Origin of the sequence: Paenochrobactrum pullorum (assembly GCF_041929845.1) — a bacterium.
GTDB lineage: Bacteria > Pseudomonadota > Alphaproteobacteria > Rhizobiales > Rhizobiaceae > Paenochrobactrum > Paenochrobactrum pullorum.
In genome coordinates this window covers 1-5,219 of the sequence record NZ_JBHEEH010000039.1, presented here as the reverse complement: position 1 = coordinate 5,219, position 5,219 = coordinate 1, and the positions used below count along the sequence as shown (strand labels likewise).

Annotated in this window: 4 protein-coding genes; 3 read left to right on the top strand and 1 reads right to left on the bottom strand. The window is 47.5% G+C overall.

Annotation, left to right across the window (positions count from 1 at the left end):
- Nucleotides 1-308 precede the first annotated feature (308 nt).
- Complete coding sequence (locus JNC77_RS17445) at nucleotides 309-1,346, bottom strand: helix-turn-helix domain-containing protein (RefSeq protein ID WP_374834780.1); 1,038 nt, start codon at nucleotides 1,344-1,346, stop codon at nucleotides 309-311.
- 285 nt (nucleotides 1,347-1,631) lie between these two features.
- Here JNC77_RS17445 and JNC77_RS17440 point away from each other — a divergent pair, with 285 nt between their 5' ends.
- The 3 genes from JNC77_RS17440 to JNC77_RS17430 all read left to right on the top strand — a co-directional run.
- On the top strand, nucleotides 1,632-2,444 hold the full coding sequence (locus JNC77_RS17440) for a hypothetical protein (RefSeq protein ID WP_374834778.1): 813 nt from the start codon (nucleotides 1,632-1,634) through the stop codon (nucleotides 2,442-2,444).
- 63 nt (nucleotides 2,445-2,507) lie between these two features.
- Nucleotides 2,508-3,932: a family 1 glycosylhydrolase gene (locus JNC77_RS17435; protein WP_374834776.1), complete on the top strand. Its 1,425-nt coding sequence runs from the start codon at nucleotides 2,508-2,510 to the stop codon at nucleotides 3,930-3,932.
- A gap of 1,004 nt (nucleotides 3,933-4,936) precedes the next feature.
- On the top strand, nucleotides 4,937-5,219 hold a 283-nt coding region (locus JNC77_RS17430), incomplete at its 3' end, for a hypothetical protein (RefSeq protein ID WP_374834774.1).

Here is a 5,219-nt window from a genome sequence, read left to right as displayed (position 1 = left end):
AAAACAACATGCTGAAATTCGCAGGAGCGTGCAACATGATTGAAATCCGACAGGTTAAATATCTGAATAACAACCGCTCGCCATTTCGGTTTTTGCGACATAGCCGCGCCTAGCGCATCGCTAATCTCATCATTGGCAATTTGTTTCTTCTGGCAACGATTAAACCAGGATAAGAAACTTCTACGATCGACAAACTCGAAACCGACTGTCCGCGAGTACCAATGCGATGGGGAGTTCGGATGGCCACTGAAGCGTGCGTGCGATTAACCCAGATTCCGCATTTCTCAAAACAATGAGGGCTTTTGTGTTCAAAATCGGTGTGTAATTGGCATAGAGGGACTTCTTTCAATGTTCGAAATACGCTGGGTTAGATGCTCGTGCAGGGCGAGGAAGCCATTTGTTCCCGTAGCGAGAGACGGTTTCAGAGCGAGCGCTTCATTAGGTTGAATTCCGAAACGTGCCCTAAAGAAACGTGCAAATTGAGTACCTTCGGTAAACCCAACGCGCCGTACCACATCTTTGACCGAATAAGCTGGCTTCTGCCGGGATGTCAGAAGTTTAAAGGCATGATCGAGGCGCTTTTGACGAATGAGGTTAGCAATACCGCCATCTTCTTCGAATGCGCGATATAGACTTGATCTTGATACTGGAAACTGGGACAGGATAGAATGCAGGCCGAATGTGGGATCGCTAATATTATGTTCGATGAAACCCAATATACGCGAACGGAGAGGAAGTTCGACGTTCAGACTTCTTGTAGCCTTAATGCCGTTAAATGCCTCGCTGATTAGCGATAGAACAGAATTCTGCACCGCTTCGGTCTCGTCGTCGGCGATATCAGACAATGTTTCGGCAATACCTTTAATGTAATGCGAAAGCAATTTCGTTGTTCCCCTGTTCGAAGTCAATACTTGTCCGTGGAGATTTCTGTTGGGGATTATCTTTTGGATTTCGCATCGTGGTATAACAAGTGATAGACGTCGCCCCTTCTCCTTCTTACTGTCCAGCGGTTGGTCCAAGTCGAGGAAAAATATATCCCCCGGACATACAGTCATTGAAGTGCCATTGAAGTCTCCTTTGTAAGGCCCGCTCAAAACGAGTTGCACGATATAGGAATCGAGCGGATCATGCATGATATTACGCCGAGTTCTTTGGCAATACTGACTATTGAAAGACGTTGCGCCCAGTATCATTTCGCCAAATGGTTGGGAAATTACGCTACCGGCAAGACCTTGCGTAGCAACTACTGGGGAAACATCATAAATGATCTTCGAAACATCGCGCCAAAATTCATCACGATCAGCCAAATCAATCATATCAGTTGAAAGTGTAACATTGCGGTTCATTGTCTTCTCGTTCTCTAGTGCCTCTTTACGGTGTAAACAGCAGCAGTATTGGCGATTTTGTTGTGAACATCCACCATCAGTATTGTGGCAATATAACCGCGGCAGTCAATCTTTCTTGTTTCAAATAATAAAAGGCATCACTCAGATAATTCGGCGCTGGAGAATTGGGATAAATGCAATTTGAAAATGGGATAAATGCGCATTGTTTTGCATACTCAAGGGGTTAAAATCTGCCAGAGAACGAGCGATTGCAAAGAAACTATAAGAATGCACCGCGGGGGCGACTTGATAAAAAGCAGCTATGGACGGAAAAAAAGTTTATTAGTAATCGCAGCTCTTGTGTCAACGAAGTGCAGCATTGTTCACGCTCAACAGTCTGTAGACGACCTTTCCAAGGCGGCTGCCAATCCGCTTGCGCCTGTTATCAGCGTTCCGATAACTCAAGACTTTAATTTCCAAGGCGGCGACCGAAGCAATAGTTTTTCCTATTTAGCCAACATTGAGCCAGTTATCCCGTTCCAGCTTGATGATCAGTGGAATCTGATCACCCGGTTGATTGTTCCTATAGCCTACAACAATTATACACCAGACAAAAGCACCGCTGGCCTCGGCGACATCAATGCCAGTTTCTTCCTGTCTCCGGCTCAGCCTGGAGCCGGAGGTGTTTTGTGGGGAATTGGGCCAGCACTACTTGTCCCAACAGCCACCAATTCTAGCCTCGGCACAGGGCAGTGGGGAGCCGGCCCGACCGGTGTGGCTCTTGTCCAAAAAAATGGATGGACGGCCGGCGCTCTTGTCAGTCATGTCTGGTCCCTATCTTCTAAACATGATCGTGAGGGTTTCAGTGTCAGTCAAATTGAGCCGTTCTTGTCCTATGACTTCGGCGGCGGGCGCTCGCTCAACCTCACGGTTGAATCAACCTACGACTGGAAACATGAAAATTGGACGGTTCCGGTTAATCTTTCTGCGTCTAAAGTATTTAATATCGGCAACCAAGCTATGAGTTTCGAAATTGGCGGGAAATACTATGCTGAAGCACCAAGGGGTAGTCCGAAATGGGGTATCCGCACTGGAATAACATTCTTCTTTCCCGAATAGTCGAAATAATGACGCATGCAAAATTGCTGTTTGGATCATTAATCTTTTATTGTGAGTAGTATTATGACTTCATTTGCACTTTCAAGACGGACGCTTCTTAAAGGAGCGGGGGCGACGATGATGGCCAGTGCTTTACCACGAAACGTCATGGCAGCAACCGCGAACTTTCCAGATGGTTTTATCTGGGGAGTAGCGACATCCGCCGGACAGACCGAAAGCCGCGAGGGTCGGGGAAGGAGTAACTGGGACGTCTTCCTCGATAATAAAGGTAGCACCGCGGACGGAACGATCAATCAGCGTAATACCGAATTTCAGCTGCGCTATGTCGATGAGTTCAAGTTACTCCAAAACGCAGGCGTAAATACCTATCGCTTTTCGTTCTCATGGCCCCGAATCCAACCTGAAACGCCCGGCTCTCCCAATATGCGCGCCATGTCGTATTATGATCGTTTGGTAGACTCCATGCTTGAGCATGGCCTGGAGCCGATGCCCACGTTGTCTCACTGGGAAACCCCACTGTGGGCAGGAGACTTTCTGGATCGGGACATCACCAAGCGAATGGGAGATTTTGCCGATATCATGGCGAGATTGGTCGGTGATCGGGCCAAAAGATGGCTAATGTTCAATGAACCTAACGCCTTAGCGGCCTTTGGTTACGGTAATGGAGCTTTTGCACCTGGTTATCGTTCCAGAGAATATCTTGGCGCCGCCATACATCATATCAATCTTGCTCAGGGACATATGCATGCGGCCGTAAAGTCCAATCTGCCGAATGTGAAGATTTCATCTGCATTTAACATGCAGCCGGTTGAAGCACCCTCAGGCAAAGAGGAAGACGTTAAAGCGGCCCGTTTCATGGATGTGCTTTGGAACGAAGCTATGCCTGGTCCGGCTTACGGTAAAGGATATCCCGATATCATCGTCCCGATGGTCGAACCGTATATCAGGGACGGAGACCTTGAGACGATAGCGATCATGCCGGATTTCTTCGGCGCCAATTTCTATACAAGAGGTTTTGTAGCAAACGATCCGGATTCTCCGCTTGGCACCACGATGGTTGCTCCTCCTCCAGATATAGAGCTGACGTTGGAGTTCCCGTACGATCCCGATAGTTATACTAAGGTCTTGCTGGACATTCACAAGAAGTACGGTGGCCCGGAAATTCTTGCGACGGAATTTGGCTTTGCTACCAAAGAAGAGGTTCCGTTACAGGAGTTCGATGAAAAGATGCCGAAGGATCTTGTCATCAATGATCCTGACCGTGTCAGATTCATGAAGGGCTATATCACCGCTGCGCTCGAAGCTTACAAACAGGGGGTAAACCTTTCAGGTATGATGTATTGGTCGTCTACTGACAATCTGGAATGGACACTCGGCTTGGCCAATCGTTTTGGGTTAATACATATCGATCAAACGACGCAGAAACGTACGCCTAAGAAGAGCTTAGAATATTATGCAAGTTGCATCGCGCTAAACGGTCCAGCATAATTTTAATGGCGTAGCGTCTTATTGTATTGATTTAATCGTGTGAGGTTATGTTGAAGAACGGCTGTTGGTGAGTCGTATTTCGGGTTGCCCGTGCGTTGGATCAAACTATTGAAGAACGTGGAAAGCCCAGTATGATTATCAGTATCAATGGTAGTGAGTTCACAAGTGACGTGCCCCCATTAAATCAGGCCATGCAGAGCTGGAATTTTCCATTTATGATCCCTTATCGGGGAGAAGGAGAATTCGTTGAAGGCATCCAAATTTTCAGAGGCACAGATCGCGTTTGTTTTGAAGCAAGCAGAAGGTGACACGCCGATTGGAGAGGTATGAATAGCCCCGAGTTGAGTTTCCGATGAGGGTACGATGCCTCCGCGGCTAACCATGCTGCTCCTAGGCGCGTCGGCAATTGGTCAAGCGCATCTTTGCTTTGCAAAGTTAATCGATTTTACACCTTAGGAACGGGGCCGCGAAATAACCTGGACGGAAGCTGGAAATGCCCCAGTCCGTCTTGCGGAGTTTGATGGGACAGATGCCGAATTTTCGCACTACGGCGAAAAAATGGTGGCAGAGACAGGTGCTGACGGAACGATGCTGATATCTAACGAGCACGCTCATAGCGATAGTCAACGGCTATAAGCATTCCCGACTTTTGTGCCCTGCCGTGAAATCACTCGACAGGTGATAGTGCTGTAAAGCTTCAGTCCGGCCACAGAATTTTCCTGAGATCGGTCTCATTTGCGGCCACCTCTTTGAAACTCATCTTACACCGGCACTTGAAGGGAATGTCGGTATCGGGGGCTGCGAGCCCCCGTAACCAAATTGAATAAAAAACACAATCAATTCAAACCGTTGGCCGAGGTTTTTTGTTGTCCAAAAACTCAAAAACCCATCAGAATTTCGTTTTATAAGTTATATCAGTACCTTATAGAAAACAGGTTCAAATCGTGGGTAACGAACCACGCAACCATATACAATACTTAATGACCGTGATCAGGGGGCAGGGGATGAGTGTAAAAAACACGAGTCCAGCGGTATATGACGATGTTCATTTAGCGCTCAGTTTTTATAAAGTACCCATGATAGTCGAACGGCAGGTTTGCGCGCCAATTCCCGTTGTTCATCATGAACGTCATTGCTTGCACACAAAGCTCAATGGACTCGCTGCCTTCCATCTGCTTGATATCCGTTTCATCAACCGTGACATGCGTTCGCATGTTGGGGTGCTAGGTGTCATTGGCGTGGTCAATCTCCCAGTGCTGAAATGCTTCAGTCTGGATGTCGCTACGA

What these genes read in the sequence shown, in the direction of transcription:
- JNC77_RS17445 (WP_374834780.1), bottom strand. Translation starts at nt 1,346, where the DNA reads ATGAACCGCAATGTTACACTTTCAACTGATATGATTGATTTGGCTGAT.
- JNC77_RS17435 (WP_374834776.1), top strand. Translation starts at nt 2,508, where the DNA reads ATGACTTCATTTGCACTTTCAAGACGGACGCTTCTTAAAGGAGCGGGG.